The following is a 19,672-nucleotide window of genomic DNA, read 5'->3' as shown; positions in this document are numbered from 1 at the left end:
ATTCATTTTTAATTCCAGGCTTTTATCTTGTATATTATAGGTTTGAACACTTAGCTATTTAATATAGAGTTTCATTCTTTCTTCATATTCCGGCTTCAGTTTCAAAAGTTTCCATATTTTTTTATCATCCGGATAGCTGGTGCGGTAGTAGATGATCTTATCCGCTGAATATTTAAAGTAAGGGTGATTCTTCAACCAGTCTTCAGGAGCGTCTGCTAAAGTATATTTCACAACGCCGGAAGGATCCAACGGGCAGGTTGAAATCAGTTTCTGAACCATTTCCCTATCAATGTTATACGTGTCTAAAATCTGTTGTTTAGTGACAAATCCGCCTAATTTCTTTCTGAATCCTATAATGGATCCGGCGCTTCTTTCATCCAGTCCGAACTCCAAAAGCTGTTTAAAACTAAGTATATTGAGATCTGTTTTCTGAAAATCAGTTTTTTCCTGTTTTATTTTTTCTGAAATTCTGATATAAGGTTTAAGTTCCAGGAATTTTTCCGGAGAAATAACAAAACATTTTTGCAGGTCTTCAGGCTTTTTAAAGCTCCCCTGTAAGTTTCGGTTACGGTAATTAATGATACTGTTTGCCTGTTTCTCCGAAAATCCTAAGGATTGCCATTCCTCCGTACTTAAGATGTTAGGATCAAAAGGATGGTAAGTCATTGTAGCTGTCGTATGTTTTTTTTTAATGTTTTCGGGAGATTTTACAGGCAGTAGTAGGTAAGGTTCAAGTTGTGTGTAGTTCTTGGGAGAAATAATAAAACATTCTTTAAACTTTTCCTTACTGATAAAGCTTCCTCCAAGATAGTTTTTGTATTTTAAAATGGCTTCCGCCTGCCGCTCGCTAAATCCCATTTTTACCCAGTCATTGATAGAGTAGAGATCAGGATTAAACTTTCCGGGAATGCTGATGCTCTTCTTTTCAAAGTTCTTTAATGCTGGGCTTTCTGTCTTTTCATGAATTTCGGGAAGTAAAATATAAGGTTTCAGCTCAGCAAATTTTTCTTCAGAAATAGCGTAACATTTCTTTAATTGTTCTTTTGATATAAAATGACCTCCCACTATCTCTTTGTATTTAATAATGGTAGAAATCTGTTTTTCGGAAAATCCCAGTTTTTGCCATTGCTGCCGGTCCAGTGTATTAGGGTCGAAATCTGATATACGAACAGGAACGGAAGATGCAGTAATGAATTTTACGTCAGGAAAAGATTCTTTTTCCCTGCTGATATACTTCTCAAAAGCCAAAAGGACGGTCAATACGATAACCATCAAAGCAATTGCCCGGTAATAACTTTTTCTCATCATAGGGTAAACATATCGATAAAAATAAAGCAGGGCAATGGTAGGTGACTGAATGAATTATTTTAGAATATAAATTTTTACTATTGGTTTTTAAAATGCATATAGAACCTTTAAAAATAGTAGTATTTAAAGATAAATCAGAAAAATAATAATAACAGTGAAATATATAGGCTGATAACCTATTCAGTACTTTCTCCTAAAGATTCTTTTAGCTTGATAAGTTCAGCTTTTACAAATTCAAGTCTGTCGATAAGAGTAATCGTCTCCGAAATCTTACTATTCGTTGTCAATGCAACACGGGCTCCGTCCAGCGTATATCCTTTTTCTTTTACCAGATGATAGATCATCTGTAAATTTTTGATATCTTCAGGGGTAAAGTACCGGTTTCCTTTCCGGTTTTTTTTCGGTTTTATAATAGGAAATTCCTGCTCCCAATAACGTATCAATGAAGTGTTTACATCGAATGCTTTAGCCACTTCTCCTATAGAATAATACAGCTTGTCAGGTAAATTTATTTTCATTTTACAGTTCCTAATCTTCAAAGATAAATATTTTTTAAAGTTTCATCCAAATATATCTTTCAAACTGGTATGGATCCTCTGTTCAGAAATAAATTTATTTTTTTTATTCCTATGAGTGTGAAAAAATGAATAAACTTATTTTTTTTATGTAACTTGGTGAAACACAAAAAAATACATTGATATGAAACATTATTTCTTTATTTTCGCACTGTTGGTGCCTTTCTTGGCGTTTTCACAGTGGACAAGAACTGAGCTGAGAGCTCAGAAAATTAAAAAGAATCAGGAAAAACTGGAATTTACGGGACTCTATACATTAGATACCAGTATTCTCAGGCAGAATTTAAAAAATGCACCTGCACGTTTTTCAAATGCAAAAGGAATTGTTATTTCAGTTCCTAATGTTCATGGAAGATTAGAACATTTTCAGGTTTGGGAGTCGTCCAATATGGCTAAAGAGTTACAGACTAAATTTCCGGATATTCAATCATATGTAGGGATGGGAGTGGAAGATCCAACGGCCTACTTAAGATTTAGCGTATCTCCGGTGGGGTTTTCCTCAATGATTACCCGGTCGGGTATATCTGAATTTATTGAACCCTACACTGAAGACAGAACCGTGTATGCTGTTTTTGATTCCAATGCCAGAAGAGGTCAGGATAAAGAACCTTTTGAGTGTTCTACCATAGATGAAGTAAAAAAGAATGCTCCAACAGAAAAAAAAAACGACATTGTCAATAAAAGGACATCTGGGTTTAATGTTTTCAGACTGGCACTTTCCTGTACAGGCGAGTATGCCCAATATCATCTAACCGCTGCAGGAACACCGGCAACAGCTACGGATGCAGAGAAAAAAGCAGTCGTTCTTGCTGCAATGAATGCTTCTTTAACAAGATTAAATGGCGTTTTTGAAAAAGAATTGTCTCTTCATTTTAATCTGATTGCCAATAATGATGCACTTATATTTTTAAATGCAGCTACAGATCCCTATCCTACAAGTGCAGGTCCGGACGCTGCCAATACAGGAATAACTTCTGTAGTGAGTGTTTCCAATTTTGACATGGGACATTTGCTGGATAAGAAAAACGGTAATGGAGCAGCATATCTCGATGCATTATGTGGAACCAGGCCGGGAAGAGGGTGGACTGCTCATAACTTTCCCGAAGGAGATAAATTTGATATTGATTATGTAGCCCATGAAATGGGACACCAAATGGGGGCTAATCATACTTTTTCTTATTATTTAGATGGGGATGGAACATCAGAAGTAGAACCCGGCGGCGGAAGTACTATTATGGCTTATACTGGAATTATGGGAGGTGTTTTTGATATTCAATACAATTCTAATGATTATTACCATACTTATAATTTAACAGAAATTAAAAATAGAATTAATAATGTAAGTTGTGGTACAACAACACCTTTTGGAACCGCTGCACCTACTGTTAATGCCGGAGCAGATTATATTATCCCAAAATCCACCCCGTACCTATTAAAGGGAACAACCGATGATAATAACACTGCTTCTTATACTTACACCTGGGAGCAAATGGATGTGGCAGGGAATTCTCAAACCGATACCAACAGCCTTGCTTATCAGGCGAAACCGGCAGGTCCTAACTTTAGAAGTGTAGTGCCCGTTAATAATCCAATACGATATATGCCGGACTTTAATAAAGTCTTAGCAGGTGTATTGTCAACACGTTGGGAATCGGTCTCCAATGTGGCAAGAAATATGAACTTCAGGCTAACAGTCAGAAATAATAATCCAATGGCACCCCAGACCAATAAAGACGAAATGATGGTCTCTGTAAATGCAGGATCAGGCCCTTTTCAGATAACAGCTCCGACATTTGGACAGTCATTAAGCTCAGGAAGTATAGTTAATGTGACCTGGGATGTAGCTAACACTAACCAGGCCCCCATTAATACGGCAAATGTAAACATTAAAATATCTACAGACGGAGGGCAGACCTTTACTACAATTGCTGCCAATACCCCTAATGATGGCAATGAACAGATTACCATTCCTGTAGGATCTACCTCAGCTAACGCCTTTATTATGATAGAAGCGGTAGGTAATATCTATTATGCTGTGAGCCCAAGTTTTGTTATCGACTATACGGTTACTGGTGAAACTTGTGCAACATATACCTATAACGGAACAGCGGTGGCTATTCCTGACGGGCCGGGAGGTTCCAATATATCTTCTCCAAGAATCAACATTCCGTTGATGGTTAATAATACCGGAACGATTACCAGAATTAAAGTAACTCCGGCTGTAACACATCCGAATATAAGACACCTTTCAATAGGTATTGAAAGTCCGGTAGGAACTTCAGCCTTGGTCTGGAACAGACTCTGTAACGGAAATTCAGGAATCACAGCTTCATTCAGCGATACAGGGAATGCTGTAGCCTGTGCTTCGCCGGTTCAGGGAGAAACGAAGTCACATGAATCTCTGGGTGTTTTTAAAGGCCACCAGGCTCAGGGACAATGGATATTGTATGCATCTGATAATAATCCGGGAAGTGCAGGCAGTATCACAGGATGGTCTCTTGAAGTATGCACTCAGCAGACCCAGACGTTGGAAACGAGGGAAGCGGGTTCTCCATTAGCCGATGATATTAAGATCTATCCTAATCCGAGTGATGGCAATTTCTTTGTGAAATCCAGGAATTTAAAAGGAGAGATCAGGGTATCAATGTTTGATGCCAGTGGAAGGATTGTTTATTCCTCAGCGTATCAGAGTGAAGGAAATATGACAAAAGAATTTAATGTAAATGCATCTAAGGGAGTCTATATAATCAGTATTAATTCTGCGAAAGGAATATACAACAGTAAATTGGTTATAAAGTAAATAATAGATTATTAAATTTTTATAAAGAAGGGGTTGGCAATTGCCGGCCCTTTTTGTTTGAAACTTGCAGTTTTTCTTTATTTATAGTATTTTTATAACCCTTCAATCTGTTTTCCCTATTATAGTATAGCGATGAATTCAATCTCTGTTCTTCATATTGACCTTTTCCAGTCTGGTAGAAATACTTCAGATTTTTATTTTAATACCATGAAGGACCATTTGGTGGTGGGACATCGCCATATAGAGAAACCACACAGGCATGATTTTTATGCCGCTGTTCTTTTTACGGAAGGAGAAGGCGTTCACGAAATTGATTTCCAAAAATATGAAGTTTCAAAAGGCAGCCTTTTCTTTTTATCTCCGGGGCAGGTTCATAGCTGGGAACTTTCGGAAAATATTGACGGGTATATTTTCTTTTGCTCTCAGGAATTTTATGAAATGCATTATGTGAATCAGAAACTGAGAAATTTTCCGTTTTTCGGTTCCGTATCTTTTCCCAGAAAGCTCCAGTTGAATGCCATAGAACTTGAGAAAAATATCCGTCTCTTTAAGGAGCTGGGTGATGAATTTCAAAGCAAAAGTATCATGAAAGAAGGGCTGATGCTTTCCCTGATGTCTCAGATATTTATTAATGCCACAAGATTATTTTCAAAAGATTTTGATACATTAGCTTCATCTGCCGGAATATCTTATTTTAAACGTTATCAGGATTTTGAAAACCTGATTGAACAACATTTCACCGAACAGAAATCTATTGCCTATTACGCTTCCTTAATGGGAATCTCTCCTAAGCATCTCAACAGAATCTCCCAGACCGTGGTTCAAAAAACAGCCACAGATGTAATGACTGAAAGAGTAGTGCTGGAAGCCAAAAGAATGCTGATGTACCTCGATGAAAGCCTTGTCGAAGTTGCTTTCAGACTTGGATATGAAGAATATTCTTACTTTGTGAGAGTCTTCCGGAAAAACTCAGGAATGACCCCCACTCAGTTTATAAAGAAATACAAGGCTTAGTTGGAATTAAGCTCAAAATTTGAAATTTATGATGATGGTTACCAGTTTATAATCATATAATAACTGTCCAAATCTCGAATCCCGGTCCTGTATCTCTGAAAATATCAAATATCAATGACTAATTCAAATTCTCTCCCTTGTTATAATGCAAGCTTGAAGGGGCCTTCAAAAGTAGTTTCAAATGAGTCTACCAATTTTCCTTTTTCATCAAAAACACCAATGACTATATTCTGTTTTGAAAATTTAATCTCATTTTCGGGGAACGTAATATTGATATTTCCTTTGAGAATCTGGTCTCCCTTTAAAATAATTTTTTCTGATCCGAAGTAGGTGATTTCTGCGTGGGCCGGACTGATGACTTTTATATGAAGTGTTCTCTTTTCATTGGATTTGTTGAGTAGTGTATAAATAAAGGTATTGGTTATTTTCCCGTTTTTAATGAAAAAAGTAGACCCCGCAGGTTTGATAAATTTGGCTTCCATAGAACCTCTGTCATACATCAGGAATCCAAGGAAACCTATGAGAAGAGCAAGAAAAACGGTGGTAGCCTTCATTCTGGAAGTAAATCTGAATTTTTCCTGATTTTCAATTTCTGCTTCTGTGGCATAACGGATCAGTCCTTTAGGCAGCCCTACTTTGTCCATAACTTCATCACAGGCATCAATACATGCAGTACAGTTGACACATTCCAGCTGTTGTCCGTTTCTGATATCAATTCCTGTAGGGCAAACCACCACACATTGGTTGCAATCAATACAGTCTCCTTTTCCTGCTGCTTTTCTGTCTTCATTATTTCTCCATTTTGAACGGCCTTCTCCTCGTTTAAAATCATAATAAACATTGATGGTCTGTTTGTCAATCAATACTCCCTGAAGCCTTCCGTAAGGACAAACCAGTGTACATACCTGCTCACGAAGCCATGCAAAAACAAAATAAAAGGTCATGGTAAAAAAGATCATGGTGATAAACTTTAGCGGGTGCTCTGAAGGACCCTCTATCATAATCCGGCAGACCTCTTCATATCCTACAATATACATAAACATAAAAGTAGAGATGATCAGTGAAATCAAAATGAATACAGACCACTTTGTCAGCCTTTTTCTTATTTTTTCGGTATCCCATTCCTGTCTGTCAAGTTTCATCTGTTTGTTTCGGTCGCCCTCTATCCAGTATTCTATTTTTCGGAAAACCATTTCCATAAAAAGAGTCTGCGGACATAGCCAGCCGCAGAAAATTCTACCGAATACCACTGTGAACAGCATAACAAAAATGACTGAAGTGACAGCACCTAATGCAAGAATAAAGAAATCCTGAAGATAAAATGGCTGCCCGATGATAAAGAACTTTCTGTCAATAACATTGAATAAGAAAAATGGATTGTTGTTGATTTTTATAAAAGGCAGTCCAAAAAATAGGGCAAGCAAAACATAGCTGGTATAATTCCTGTAATTGGTGTATTTTCCTTTGGGCTTCCGGGGAAAGATCCATTTTCTTTTTCCGGTTTCATCCATTGTTCCTACTGAATTTCTAAAATCTTCATTTTCAATCTCTAAAGACTTGATCGGGTTGGATTCTGCACTCATTATCGTACGCTATAAAAGTATTATGGTAATATTTTCACAAGATCAGTTCTGATTTTTAGCGGAAGAAAAATCCTGTTGATCCTGCTTTTGCAAAGCTCCGAAATCTGAGAACTGGCTCCTAATATGATCTACTTACGAAATAGGATAATTGGGACATTTATTTTTGAAACGTATAATGTATCAAAATGATAAAATAAGTTTGAATCCTGTGGCTGATGTTGTAAATTGCGGGTTTAAAAATGTCATATGAAGAATATCTGTAAAATAGGAATGATAGGTTGGGTTTTCGCATTGGTAAACTGCCAGTCAGTAAATAACGGTAATATGTTTTATGAAGGAGTACAACCGAAAATGATTTCAGATCAGTTCAGTTTTACAGAAGGGCCGTCTACGGATAAAGAAGGGAATGTTTATTTTACAGATCAGCCTAATGATAAAATTTATTATTGGGACTGGAAAAGTAATAAAGTGATCGAGTTTTTAAATAAAACGGGAAGAGCCAACGGAACTCATTTTGATAAAGACGGTTACCTGATCACCTGTTCCGATGATCAGGGGGAAATATGGAAAATATCAAAGGATAAAAAAGTGGAAGTAGTTCTGAAGGGATTTGAAGGGAAAAGACTGAATGGCCCCAATGACGTATGGAATGATTCCGTGGGCGGGATGTATTTTACCGATCCTTTGTATGTAAGGGATTACTGGGTGGATTTTAAACAGGAAACCGCTCACAAAAGCCTTTATTACAGAAACAAAGATGGGAAAGTTGATGAGCTGGATACTTTTACCCAGCCTAACGGAATCGTAGGCAGTGAGAAACTGAAAAAATTATACCTCTCGGATATTGATGCAGGAAAAACGTATGTGTATGATATTTTAGGAGAAGGCCGGCTTTCTGAGAAGAAATTGTTCTGTGAAATGGGATCGGACGGAATGACGCTGGATAAACAAGGAAACCTTTATTTAACAGGCGATGGAGTACATGTTTTCAACCGGGAAGGAAAGAAGATATACCATATTTCCATTCCTGAAAAATGGACCTCTAATGTGACATTCGGGGGAGAACATAATGATATTTTGTTTATTACCGCCTCAAAGTCTGTGTATACTTTCCCGATGAGAGTGAGAGGGATAAAATAATTGTTTGCCACAAATACACCAATGATTGATTCGTGTATTTGTGGCAATTAAAAACTTTTATTTATTAGCCGTATTTAGGTTGTCGGAGGTAACTCCCTGATCCTTAGCTTTTATTGTATTTTGATAAGCAATCTCCATTTTTACTTTTTTCCCCTTCAGTTTTTCATTCTGAAGCTTTCTCAAAACAGCATTCACTTTATTTCTGGAAACTGCCACATAAGAAGTGGTGTCTTTTACTTCAATAACACCTACATCTTCTTTCTGTAATTCTCCTTTTTTAATCAGGTATCCTACGATATCTACCTTGTTTACTTTATCTTTTTTTCCAGCGCTGATATAGATGGTTTGGAAAGGTGTTTTTTCAGGAACTTTAGTAAATCCGGCAACACTTTCTTCAGGTACATCATTTTTGATGAAAGGAAAGTTATCATCTTCATTCATGATCAGGTAGACAAAACCTTTGGCATTCATCCTTGCGGTACGTCCGTTTCTGTGGATGAAAGCATCTTCTTTTGGTGGCAATTGATAATGTACAATAGATTCCACTTCAGGAATATCCAGTCCACGCGCTGCAAGATCGGTGGTAATAAGAATCCTTGCAGAATCATTTCTGAATTTCAGTAAGGCACGTTCTCTTTCATCCTGTTCCATACCGCCGTGGAAAGTCTCTCTGTCGATTCCCATCTGATGAAGAAGTTCAGAGATACGGTCTACCGCGTCACGGTGGTTACAGAAGATTAAAGTTCTTTTATTTCCGATTTTACAAACCAGATTGAAAAGCGTGTCCAGCTTTTCTTCCGGAATAGTCATTACTTTTCTCAGTTGAAGATCTGGTTTTATGTTATTTTCTTTAAGGAAGCTGATGATTTTCTCATCTTTTAACCCTGTAAATGCTGGAATTTCATCCATCGCAGTTGCAGAGGTTAAAACTCTTTGAGAGAGTCCTTTTAAAGAATTGCATATAAATTCCATATCATCATGGAAACCGAGCTCCAAGGCCTTGTCAAACTCATCCAAAACTAATGTTTTAATCGTTTTGGGATCGAAATTATTATTTCTTACGTGATAAGTCACCCTTCCCGGAGTTCCGATTAACACAGCGGGAGCTTCAATGAGATTATTAACCTCAATCTTTTTATCATGTCCGCCATAGCAAACGGAAACCTTAAAATCTGTTCCCATCGCTTTGAAAACCTGCTCAATCTGCAAAGCAAGCTCCCTTGCAGGAACGAGTATTAAAGCCTGGACTCCCTGAACATTCTTTTTCAGGTTTCTCAGAACCGGAAATAAAAAGGCCAGTGTCTTTCCTGATCCGGTAGGAGAGAGCAGGACAATATCCGTATTGTTTTCCGAGGCTTTATAAGTAGATTTCTGCATCTGATTCATATCCTGAATCTGCAGCTTTTGATAGATTGATTGTAGTTCCATGGTGCAAAGGTAGTGAATTTATGAGTGAGAGAGTTTGGATGTTTTGGAGTTTGAGAGTCTTAGAATTTTAGGGTGGGGGAATTTGAAGTGAAGGAATGCTGAAAATTTATACAAAGTGTGACTGTCATTCTGAACGGAGCAAAGCGAAGTGAAGAATCTCAATGTCGTTTTTTTGAAAAGGTAAATAGATATTTTTCTTTGTAGAGTAGAGATGCTTCGACCCCGCTTAGCATGGCATTATTAATACCAACAAGTTGTTGTATTACGGAAAGCCGTAATGTATTTATATGCTCTTCAGATAATTTTGAGGCAATAAAATGAATACCATGAAACTCTACCAAACCCTGGAAAACCAAATTAAGAAAGAACCAAATTACGTTTCCGACAACGGAGAAATAAAAAAATGGGTTATCCTAAATAAAGCACAAAATTTTGATGAAGAACTGATTGGATTGCTATTAGAAGATACTGATTTGAAGGATAAATTTTTCGTAAAAATAAAAGATATATGGGTGTTTAAACAAAACCTTTTCGTCCAGTTTCTTGAACAAAAAAATTATCTGAATGACAGCTATACTCAGTTTAAAAACAAAGTGGGATTAACCATTGATGGAAAACACCTGAAGCAGCGCAATGAAGTATCATTGGTATGGCCATTTAAAGACTGTATTCTGGAGGGTGGACAAAGCCGTGAGGAAGATAAAAGAGAAGAGATTTTCTTCAATGAAGTCCTGGCGCAGGATGAAATTACCGAATTACTGGATCCCAAAGTATTAACCAACGCCAAACGGTTTGATAAAAATGGTGAACATGTTTTTGATCAATTCAGTAGAAATGAAAACGGAACCATTACAGATAACCTTATTATCAAAGGAAACAATCTTTTGGCATTGCATTCTTTGAAAAAAGAGTTTGCTGGAAAGGTAAAGCTGATTTATATAGATCCACCTTATTATTTTAATAATACGGTTGATTCAGATAGTTTTAAATATAATTCGAATTTTAAACTTTCAACCTGGTTAACGTTTATGAAAAATAGGTTAGAAATTGCTAAAGACTTATTAAAAGAAGATGGTTTTATGTTTATTCAAATTAAAACTGACGGTTATGCACATTTAAAAATTCTAGCAGATTCAATATTTGGTTCTGAAAATTTAATAAATAGTATTTCGGTTAAAATGAGCGAAAGTTCGGGAGTTAAAATGGCTCACATAGAGAAACGATTACCTAATGTTTTTGAGCATATTTTGGTTTACTCAAAAAGTAGAAATAGTAAAATAAATCCAATAAAAGTTGAAAAATCAAATGAAGAAGATAATTTAAAGTTTGAAAAGTACTTAAATTATTATTCTAAAATTATTATTGATAAGTCAAAACCTGTTGAGGAATGGAAGATTGTATCTATTGATAAATATTTTGAAATAAATAATTTAGAAAAGCCTGATGATAATTATAAAGAATTTAAAATACAAAATGCGGCAAGAATAATTTATCGAACAAACAATAACTCTTTTGAAAAATTGAATATAAAGGGAAAGCTTGCAAAAATTACTTCTGCAAGAGGTATAGAATATATATGGTGGGAAGGAAAACAAATGCTATTTTTAGAAGATTACATTAATGAATATTTATGTGATTTATGGCTAGATATTAGTACCATAAATTTGAATAAAGAAGGAGGGGTGAATCTTCCTAATGGGAAAAAGCCTGAAAAGTTAATACAAAGAATTATTAATTTGTCAATTGAAAAAAATGATATAGTGTTAGATTATCATTTAGGAAGCGGTACGACAGCTGCAGTTGCTCATAAGATGGGAAGACAATATATTGGTTTTGAACAACTAGATTATGGTAATAATGATAGTATAGTAAGAGTAAATAATGTTGTAAATGGCGAACAAGGCGGCATCTCCAAATCCGTGAACTGGCAAGGCGGTGGCTCATTCACTTACCTCGAGCTTAAAAAATACAACCAGACTTTTATTGAAAAAATAGAAGAAGCAAAAGATGGAGAAATGCTTCTTCAGATTTGGGAGGAAATGAAGGCGAAGTCTTTTCTGAATTATAATGTAGATATTCAGAAGCAGGAGCAGCATATTGAAGACTTTAAAACATTAAGTCTTCAGGAACAGAAGCAACACCTTTGTGAATTACTCGATAAAAATCAGCTTTATGTCAATCTTTCTTCCCTTAAAGATGAGAATTTTGAATGTACAGCGGAAGAGCAAAAAGTAACAAAAGCATTTTATCAACTTAAAAACTAAGCAGATGGCATTTTTACATGAAATATTCAATAATCCGTTTGCCCGTAGAGCTTTGGCAGAGGTTGCGTTACCCAATGAAATTACGGATAATCTGAAATTTGGAATCCGTCCTTATCAGGAAGAAGCATTCAGACGTTATTTATATACTGAAAGGGAAGATTTTGATGGTAAACCGAAGAAACCGCTTCATCTCCTTTATAATATGGCAACAGGAAGTGGAAAAACTTTGGTCATGGCCGGGCTGATGCTTCATCTTTATGAAAAAGGATATAGAAACTTTCTGTTTTTTGTGAACAGTAACAATATTATTCAAAAAACAAAAGATAATTTTCTCAATCCTTATACGTCCAAATATTTATTTAATGAAAAAATAACCATCAACGGTAAAGATGTTTTTTTGAAGCAGATTGATAATTTTGATGAATCAGATCATGAAAATATTAATATCAAGTTTACCACAATTCAGCAGCTTCATATGGATTTAAATAATACCAAAGAGAACAGTATTACTTATGAAGATTTTCAGGATAAAAAAATCGTTCTGATTGCAGATGAAGCGCATCACCTGAATAGCGGAACCAAAACCGGAAACCTGTTTGGAAGCTGGGAGGAAACCGTTTTACAGATTTTACATCAGAATTTTGAAAATATCCTTTTAGAATTTACAGCAACCTTAGATTATGAAAGTCGCGAGATTACAGAAAAATACAAGGATAAAGTTCTTTATAAATATGATCTGGCTCAGTTCAGAACAGATAAGTTTTCCAAAGAGATCAATCTTGTCCGCTCCATGTATGATGAACAGGAAAGAGTTATTCAGGCTTTGATTCTCAATTTGTACCGTCAGGAGCTGGCTGCTATGCATCATATTAATCTGAAACCGGTTATTCTTTTTAAGGCCAAAAAAACGATCAAAGAATCAGAACAGAATAAAGAAAACTTTCATAAGCTGATTGATGGTTTCTCTGAAGCAATGGTGGAGAAAATCAGAAAAACATCTACAGTCTCTGTTGTTCAAAAGGCTTTTGATTTTTTTAAAGCCAAAAATATTTCAAACAGTGAAATTGTAAAACGGATACAGGTTTATTTTAGAGAAGAAAATTGTCTGAGCGCGAATAATGACTTAGAAGCAGAGAAAAACCAGGTATTACTCAATACACTGGAAGAGGAAAATAACCCGATTCGGGCTGTATTTGCCGTTCAGAAGCTCAATGAAGGCTGGGATGTTCTCAACTTATTCGATATTGTAAGATTGTATGAAGACCGCGATGGAAAAGATGGAAGGCCTGGAAAAACAACCCTTTCCGAAGCTCAGCTGATTGGTCGTGGCGCAAGATACTATCCGTTTGTTGTGGAAGAAGGGGGAGATAAGTTTGTGCGAAAATATGATGATGATATTTCAAACGATCTGAAAATTTTAGAAGAATTGTATTATCATACCAAAGAAGACAGCCGCTATATCTCAGAACTTAAAAAAGCGTTGATAGATTCTGGAATATATGAAGATGAAACCAATCTTGAGACGAAATATTTAAAGTTAAAATCTACATTTAAAACCACAGAATTATATAAAAACGGAGTCGTATTTTCAAATAGGAAAATACCTAAAAATTTTGATCGGATAAAGTCCTTTAAAGATTTGGGAATTATAAAACCTAAGTTTAGCCACCAGCTTTCTTCGGGAAGCGGGAGAACTTCCAATGTCTTTTTTGAGTTAGAAAAACAGGTTCCTTTGGATGAAGGAATAAAATCTGAGGGAGTCAGAATTCATGATATTCAGAAACATGTTATCAGATATGCTTTAAGCCGGAATCCGTTCTATTATTTTGATAATCTTTCACGTTATTTTCCCAGTATTACTTCGATCTGGGAGTTTATAGAGGATGAAAAGTATCTGGGTGGAATGGAAATTATATTCTACGGGACTCAAAGTCGCCTTCAGGAAATTTCACATTTCGATTATCTTCAGGCATTGAATGGGTTGCTGCAAAATATAGAGGCAGATATTAAACATAATGCTCCAGATTATGAAGGTTCATCGTTTCAGGCACAGCCTATTCATCAGGTTTTCAGAGATAAAGAAATCAGAGTCAGTAAAGGCAGTGTAAAAGCAGACGGGCAGGAGAATGTGGTTGCTGATGAAGATTGGTATGCCTACAATGCCAATTATGGAACCAATGAGGAAAAACGATTTGTAGAATTATTTGCCAGACGATTTAAAGGATTGAACCAAAAGTTTCAGGATATTCATCTGATCCGTAATGAAAGAGAAATTAAGATCTTTGATAAGTTTGGACGTGCTTTTGAACCTGATTTTATCTTGTTCTGCAGTCAAAAGAAAGATAAGCAGCTGACCTATCAGGTTTTTATAGAACCCAAAGGAACTCATTTAATTGATTATGACAGATGGAAAGATGATTTTTTGAGAGAAATGGGAGATGGAAAGAACACCATTACCATTCATACGGATCATTATTTAATTACTGCTGTACCATTTTACAATCATGAAACTGAAAGAGAGTTTGAGCGAGCTTTAGAAAAAGTCTTTATGGGTTAATACGTTCATCCATCTGATTCGTGAATTTAATAGGGGTTAACAATCAGTGAGTTAATGACTGATTCTGTAAGTATATAACTATTGCTTATCTCAAATAAAAAACGTATCTTTGCAGCCACTTTTTGTGGTAAAGGTCTAAGAAAGTAAAATATTATATATTAATAACTTCCGTATTTTTCAGTCACATTGATTAAGACCGTTGAAAGAGAAGGAATACAAATTTATTTAGAATTATGTCAAAAGAGACAAATTCAGCAGAATTATTATTAAACCAAAACGTAGCACCTGAACAATTTGACTGGGATTCTTTCGAATCTGGTCTTGATGCTGATGCTAGAAAAGAGAAAAGCGATTTAGAAGAGATCTACAACGGATCATTAAACAACCTAGACGATAACGACGTTTTAGTTGGTAAAGTTGTAAGATTAACTGATAAAGAAGCTATCGTAGACATCAACTTCAAATCTGAAGGTGTTATTTCTCTTAACGAATTCCGTTACAACCAAGGCCTGAAAGTAGGTGATGAGGTTGAAGTAATGGTAGACAAGAGAGAAGACAAAACTGGTCAGTTACAATTATCTCACAGAAAAGCTAGAACGCTTAAAGCTTGGGATAAAGTAAACGAACTTCACGAAACTGGAGAAATCGTTAACGGTTTTGTTAAGTCTAGAACTAAAGGGGGTATGATCGTTGACGTTCACGGAATCGAAGCATTCTTACCTGGTTCTCAAATTGACGTTAAGCCAATTAAAGATTACGATCAGTTCGTAGGAAAAACTATGGAGTTCAAAGTTGTGAAAATCAACCCTGAGTTCAAAAACGTAGTTGTATCTCACAAAGCATTGATCGAAGCAGATATCGAAGGTCAGAAAAAAGAAATCATCGCTCAGCTTGAAAAAGGTCAGGTTCTTGAAGGTACTGTTAAGAACATCACTTCTTACGGTGTATTCATTGACTTAGGAGGTGTTGATGGATTGATCCACATTACAGACCTTTCTTGGTCTAGAGTGAACCACCCATCTGAAATCCTTGAGGACGGACAAACTGTAAAAGTTGTTATCCTTGATTTCGATGACGAGAAAACAAGAATCCAATTAGGTATGAAGCAATTAGAAGCTCATCCTTGGGATGCTCTTTCTGCTGACTTGAAAGTTGGTGACAAAGTAAAAGGAAAAGTAGTAGTTCTTGCTGACTATGGTGCATTCGTAGAAATCGCTCCAGGTGTTGAAGGATTAATCCACGTTTCTGAAATGTCTTGGTCTACTCACTTAAGATCTGCTGGAGATTTCGTAAAAGTAGGTGATGAAGTTGAAGCTGAAGTATTAACTTTAGACAGAGAAGAAAGAAAAATTTCTCTTGGTATCAAGCAATTATCTAAAGATCCATGGGAAAACATCGAAGCTAAGTATCCGGTAGGATCTCAGCATGTAGGAACTGTAAGAAACTTTACTAACTTTGGTGTATTCGTAGAGTTAGAAGAAGGTATCGACGGATTAATCTACATCTCTGATCTTTCTTGGACTAAGAAAATCAAGCACCCATCTGAGTTCTGTGCAGTAGGTGATAAATTAGATGTTGTAGTTCTTGAATTAGATATTCAGGCTAGAAGATTATCTCTAGGTCACAAGCAATTGACTGAAAACCCATGGGATAAATTCGAAACTAAATATGCTGAAGGAACTATCCACGCTGGTAAAGCAGTAGAAGTTCACGATAAAGGAGCTTCTGTACAATTCGAAGATGCTGAGGTTGAAGCTTTCTGCCCTTCAAGATTATTAGAGAAAGAAGATGGATCTAAAATCAAAAAAGGTGAAGATGCTCAATTCAAAGTAATCGAATTCAACAAAGAATTCAAGAGAGTAGTAGTATCTCACACAGGTATCTTCAGAGACGAAGAAAAGAAAAACGTTAAAGAATCTTCTTCTAGAAACGTATCTTCTTCTTCAAACAACGAAGAAAGATCTACTCTTGGAGACATCGATGCATTAGCAGAGTTGAAGAGAAAAATGGAAGAAGGTAAATAATCTTTCAACCATTGATCAATATAGAGAGCCGCTCATTTGAGCGGCTTTTTTTATTTAAATATTAAAACGTCTTTCGGAAAATGATAGATAATAGGTTATTAATGGTGTTTTTAACATAATAATACAACAAGACAAAGATTAATCTGTAAGGGCAGTCCAGACAAAAATCAGAAGAATTCTTTCTGTTGAAAAATGTTTAATTGCTCTGTTTTTATTTGTTTTTATTCGTGATTGTATTACTGTTAAATTAAATTTAGAATAATTTCAATTTATTTGTTAATTATTTGTAGATTAGCGGCTTTAATAGTAAATATGAAAAATAGAACTTTACCTCTTTTGTTTGCTGTATTTTCAGCGTTTCCGGCTTTTTTGTTTGGACAGGATAATGAAAAGCTAATTAAAGATTATATTTCTCAAAATAAAATCAGGGAATATAAAAAGTCTGACCTTAATAATATTATTATAGATAATGTAGATCCTTCAAAATCATTGAACGGTGATGTGGTGAAGTTTTTACAAACCTATAATGGTTTGCCGGTTTATAGCGCTGTAGGAACTGTACTTATTAAGGATAACAAGATTGTATATTATACAGACAATTTTATTAAAGATTATACAGCCTCTACACCCAGTACAGCCGTGATCGACAAATCAGCTGCTCTTCAAAAGATTGCCCAGGAACTTAATAATGCAGACATTGCTAATTTCAATATTCTGGGATATTTAGAAAAAAGTAAAGGAAAAGCATCCGCAAATCAAAGACTGGTGTATACAAGTGATACCAATGGTAACTTACGTTTGGCATACGAGTATACTTTGATGGAGCCTAAATCACCCAATTATTGGAATATTGTGGTGGATGCCAATAATGGAAAAATTCTTGAAAAAAATAACCTGACTTTATCTTGTAATTTCCATTCCGATGCCTATGCTTCCGATCACAATCATGCTGATCATTTTGTAAATACACTTATTGGCCCGCAAAATACTATTGCAGATAATAGTTTTTCATTATTTCTGCCTGATGATGCTTCCTATAACGTTTTTCCCTTACCTATAGAAGCTCCGACATTCGGATCGAGGTCAATTCTTAATAACCCCTGGAATTCTACTGCCTCTCCTGAAGGATGGCACTCTGATGGGACCAATCATTATACGGTAACAAGAGGTAATAACGTATTTGCTTACGAAGATGTTGCCGGTACAGCTTTAACAGCTCCTAATTATCTGCCGGGAACTCCCGCAGAAGGAGGTCCGACGAGAAATTTTGATTTTCCCTTTAGTATCAATGGAACGCCGGTAAATAACAGGAACGCATCCATTACCAATTTATTTTATCTGAACAATAAGATTCACGATGTTTTCTATCAGTTTGGGTTTACGGAATCTGCACGGAATTTTCAGCAAAATAACTTTGGAAAAGGCGGTGAAGACGATGATTCTGTATATGCAGAAGCTCAGGATGGCGGCGGAATAAACAATGCCAATTTCTCTTCTCCACAAGATGGATATAATCCTAGAATGCAGATGTATTTGTGGAGTCCCGTAAATCAAAAGTTTTTCTATAACGCACCTACTGCTGCAACATCAAGAACTCCGGGAGTAGGAACTGCTGATTTTGGTAACCCGCTGAGTGCAGCCGGGGTGACCGGAAATATAGCATTATCATCAGTCGCTGACGGATGTACTGCTTTACCCGCCGGATCGCTGGTAGAAAAAATCGGATTAGTTGAAAGGGGAACATGCTCATTTGTCGTGAAAACTAAAAACCTGCAGGATGCCGGTGCTTTAGCTGCTATTATCTATAATAATGCAGCTAATGGCAATACCCTGAATAATATGTCAGGTACTGACCCGTCAGTTACGATTCCTACTGTACTTGTTACAAAAGCTGAAGGAGATTATATCAAAGGCTTACTTGCTGCCAATACCCCCGTAAATGTCACTCTGAAAGATGATCCTGCAACAAGCGTAACTCCGGATGGAAGTTTTGATAACGGGATTGTAACTCATGAATACGGACATGGTATCTCCAATAGATTAACAGGTACCGGAGCCAATTGTTTAAATGCAAATGCAAGCTACGAACAAATGGGAGAAGGATGGTCAGATTTCTTTGCATTGATGCTAACAAACAAAGCCGGAGATAATGCTTCTGTTCCTAGAGGAATGGGAACTTATGCCGGAGGACAGGCTATTACCGGAGGCGGAATCAGACCTGCAAAATATTCTCCTGATTTTGCCATTAACAACTATACATACGGAAATACCAACGGAATGGTATATACCAATACCAGTGGAGGAGTATCCCTGGATGTTCACTCTATCGGGTTCGTTTGGGCTACCATGTTATGGGATCTTCATTGGAAATATGTTGAAAAATACGGCTATTCATCCAATGTACTGGCGAATACAACGAATGGAAGCACCAGAGTATTGCAATTGGTAACAAGTGCATTGAAACTTCAGGCCTGTAACCCTACTTTCGTTGATGGAAGGGATGCGATATTAGCAGCAGAAGCAGCGATTACCCAGGGGCAGGATAAATGCATGATCTGGAGTGTATTTGCAAAAAGAGGATTGGGAGTGACTGCTTCAGCAGGATCAAAAACCAATATCAATGACCAGATTCAGGACTTTACAGTACCTGCAGAATGTATGCTGGCAACGAACGAAGTGAAATCCGCTAAAGAAAGCAAGTTATCTATCTATCCAAATCCTGCTAAAGATGAATTCTTTATCAACTTCCCAAGCAATACTCTTGGAAAAGTAAGTGTAGAGCTTTACGATATGACAGGTAAACTGGTTTCTTCAGAAGATAAAATTTCACCGGATGCTAAAAAAGCAATTTCTACAAGCAATTTAGTGAACGGAACTTATATCGTAAAAGTAAAAGGACTTGGATTCGAAGGAACATCGAAAGTAATGGTAAAAAAATAATCAGATTATAAAGACTGATTTCAAAAATCGCTACAAGCT

The 19,672-nt window shown here is 36.2% G+C and carries 11 protein-coding genes; 7 read left to right on the top strand and 4 right to left on the bottom strand.

The window, feature by feature from the left end:
* Nucleotides 1-54: 54 nt before the first annotated feature.
* Nucleotides 55-1,308 (bottom strand): helix-hairpin-helix domain-containing protein, encoded by a 1,254-nt coding sequence (locus tag JO178_RS04140; protein WP_291932070.1) that lies wholly within the window; start codon nucleotides 1,306-1,308, stop codon nucleotides 55-57.
* A 176-nt stretch (nucleotides 1,309-1,484) separates the two neighbouring features.
* The gene (locus JO178_RS04135; RefSeq protein ID WP_291932067.1) at nucleotides 1,485-1,826 is read right to left on the bottom strand and encodes a MerR family transcriptional regulator; all 342 of its coding nucleotides are present in this window, start codon (nucleotides 1,824-1,826) and stop codon (nucleotides 1,485-1,487) included.
* A gap of 181 nt (nucleotides 1,827-2,007) precedes the next feature.
* On the opposite strand from JO178_RS04135, the gene JO178_RS04130 reads away from it, so the two are divergent.
* Nucleotides 2,008-4,683: a reprolysin-like metallopeptidase gene (locus JO178_RS04130; protein ID WP_291932064.1), complete on the top strand. Its 2,676-nt coding sequence runs from the start codon at nucleotides 2,008-2,010 to the stop codon at nucleotides 4,681-4,683.
* A 132-nt stretch (nucleotides 4,684-4,815) separates the two neighbouring features.
* On the top strand, nucleotides 4,816-5,697 hold the full coding sequence (locus tag JO178_RS04125; protein ID WP_291932061.1) for a helix-turn-helix transcriptional regulator: 882 nt from the start codon (nucleotides 4,816-4,818) through the stop codon (nucleotides 5,695-5,697).
* A 140-nt stretch (nucleotides 5,698-5,837) separates the two neighbouring features.
* Here JO178_RS04125 and ccoG read toward each other — a convergent pair whose 3' ends face one another.
* Nucleotides 5,838-7,280 carry a cytochrome c oxidase accessory protein CcoG gene (gene ccoG / locus JO178_RS04120; RefSeq protein ID WP_291932058.1) on the bottom strand — a complete coding sequence of 481 codons (1,443 nt, stop codon included), beginning with the start codon at nucleotides 7,278-7,280 and terminating at the stop codon, nucleotides 5,838-5,840.
* 246 nt (nucleotides 7,281-7,526) lie between these two features.
* On the opposite strand from ccoG, the gene JO178_RS04115 reads away from it, so the two are divergent.
* Complete coding sequence (locus JO178_RS04115) at nucleotides 7,527-8,420, top strand: SMP-30/gluconolactonase/LRE family protein (protein WP_291932054.1); 894 nt, start codon at nucleotides 7,527-7,529, stop codon at nucleotides 8,418-8,420.
* A gap of 57 nt (nucleotides 8,421-8,477) precedes the next feature.
* On the opposite strand, the gene JO178_RS04110 is transcribed toward JO178_RS04115, so the two are convergent.
* Nucleotides 8,478-9,848: a DEAD/DEAH box helicase gene (locus tag JO178_RS04110; RefSeq protein WP_291932051.1), complete on the bottom strand. Its 1,371-nt coding sequence runs from the start codon at nucleotides 9,846-9,848 to the stop codon at nucleotides 8,478-8,480.
* Nucleotides 9,849-10,174: 326 nt separating this feature from the next.
* Between JO178_RS04110 and JO178_RS04105 the strand changes: the two genes are divergently transcribed.
* The 4 genes from JO178_RS04105 (at nucleotide 10,175) to JO178_RS04090 (ending at nucleotide 19,633) form a co-directional block, all read left to right on the top strand.
* Nucleotides 10,175-12,112 (top strand): site-specific DNA-methyltransferase, encoded by a 1,938-nt coding sequence (locus JO178_RS04105; RefSeq protein WP_291932048.1) that lies wholly within the window; start codon nucleotides 10,175-10,177, stop codon nucleotides 12,110-12,112.
* Between the two features lie 4 nt (nucleotides 12,113-12,116).
* The gene (locus JO178_RS04100) at nucleotides 12,117-14,669 is read left to right on the top strand and encodes a DEAD/DEAH box helicase family protein (protein WP_291932046.1); all 2,553 of its coding nucleotides are present in this window, start codon (nucleotides 12,117-12,119) and stop codon (nucleotides 14,667-14,669) included.
* A 233-nt stretch (nucleotides 14,670-14,902) separates the two neighbouring features.
* On the top strand, nucleotides 14,903-16,693 hold the full coding sequence (gene rpsA, locus JO178_RS04095) for a 30S ribosomal protein S1 (RefSeq protein WP_068942351.1): 1,791 nt from the start codon (nucleotides 14,903-14,905) through the stop codon (nucleotides 16,691-16,693).
* 312 nt (nucleotides 16,694-17,005) lie between these two features.
* Nucleotides 17,006-19,633 (top strand): T9SS-dependent M36 family metallopeptidase, encoded by a 2,628-nt coding sequence (locus tag JO178_RS04090; RefSeq protein WP_291932039.1) that lies wholly within the window; start codon nucleotides 17,006-17,008, stop codon nucleotides 19,631-19,633.
* Nucleotides 19,634-19,672: the final 39 nt, after the last annotated feature.

The organism is Chryseobacterium sp., assembly GCF_019236175.1.
GTDB lineage: Bacteria > Bacteroidota > Bacteroidia > Flavobacteriales > Weeksellaceae > Chryseobacterium.
The sequence above is the reverse complement of the archived record's forward strand: the minus strand, read 5'-3'. Positions and strand labels throughout refer to the sequence as shown.